Origin of the sequence: Sphingomonas panaciterrae, assembly GCF_036890205.1 — a bacterium.
GTDB lineage: Bacteria > Pseudomonadota > Alphaproteobacteria > Sphingomonadales > Sphingomonadaceae > Sphingomonas > Sphingomonas panaciterrae.
Window position 1 is genome coordinate 1 of record NZ_JAKNQR010000034.1, and the last position, 1217, is coordinate 1217.

The 1217-nt window shown below is 63.6% G+C and carries 1 pseudogene; it reads right to left on the reverse strand.

Features of this window, described 5'->3' with window-relative positions:
• Positions 1-17: 17 nt before the first annotated feature.
• Positions 18-1158: pseudogene (locus tag L8F96_RS18520) on the reverse strand (IS3 family transposase).
• Positions 1159-1217 lie beyond the last annotated feature (59 nt).

A 1217-nucleotide genomic window follows, 5' to 3' on the forward strand; every position in this document is an offset into this window, starting at 1 on the left:
TGACCTGCTCCCCGTTTTCAGGCCGCTGATAAGTTAGCTTCGGTGTCCACATGCCCCTGGCGGGGGCGGTTGGTGAACTCGGCGGGTGCCATGCCGCCAAGGCTGCTGTGCGGGCGCACGGTGTTGTAGTCCGTCCGCCATGCCTCGATGATCCGCCTCGCCGCAGCCAGCGAGGGGAACAGGTGCTCGTTCAGGCACTCGTCGCGCAAGCGACCATTGAACGATTCCACAAAGCCGTTCTGCTGCGGCTTACCGGGCGCGATGTAGTGCCACTCGACGCCAGTGTCCTGGCACCAGGCGAGGACAGCGTGACTGGTCAGTTCGGTGCCGTTGTCGCTGACCACCATGCACGGCAGCCCGCGACGTTCGGCGATGGCCGTCAGTTCCCGCACGACACGCCGCCCTGACAACGAGGTATCGACGATGCACGCCAGGCATTCCCGGCTGTAATCGTCGATGACGTTGAGCAAGCGGAACCGCCGGCCGCAGGCCAATGCATCCGAAACGAAGTCGAGCGACCAGCGCTGGTTGGGTTCCTGCGGGATCGCCATCGGTGCCCGTATGCCCAACGCTCGCTTGCGGCCGCCGCGCTTGCGCACTGTCAGCCGCGCTTGCGCACTGTCAGCCGCTCTTCGCGATACAGCCGGTACACCTTCTTCAGGTTCATGCCCTTGCCTTCACGCCTGAGCAGGATCGCCAGCCGGCGATAGCCGAACCGACGACGCTCGTTCGCGATCTCGCGCATTCGCTCGCGCACAGCATCGTCCTTCCCGCGAAGCGGCTCATATTGCCATGCCGACCGGTTGACCCCGATCAGCCTGCAGGCGCGACGCTCGGAGAAGCCGTGGTCGGCCATCAGCTTCTCCACCGCAGCGTAGCGATCCACAGACCGGGTCAGTTTTTTCCCAACAGATCCTTCAGTGCGGACACGTCCAGCATCGACTCCGCCAGCAGCTTCTTCAGCCGCCGGTTCTCGTCCTCGAGCGTCCGCAACCGCGCTGCCTCGGACACGGTCATGCCGCCGTACTTCGCCTTCCAGTTGTAGAATGTCGCATCGCTGATGCCATGCTTCCGGCACAGCTCGGCAGTCTTCACGCCAGCCTCGTGCTCACGCAACACGCCAATGATCTGATCCTCGGTAAAACGGCCTCGCCGCATCGCTCGTCTCCATCTGACGAGCTAACTTACCAATGGCATGTTTTCCGGGGAGCAGGTCA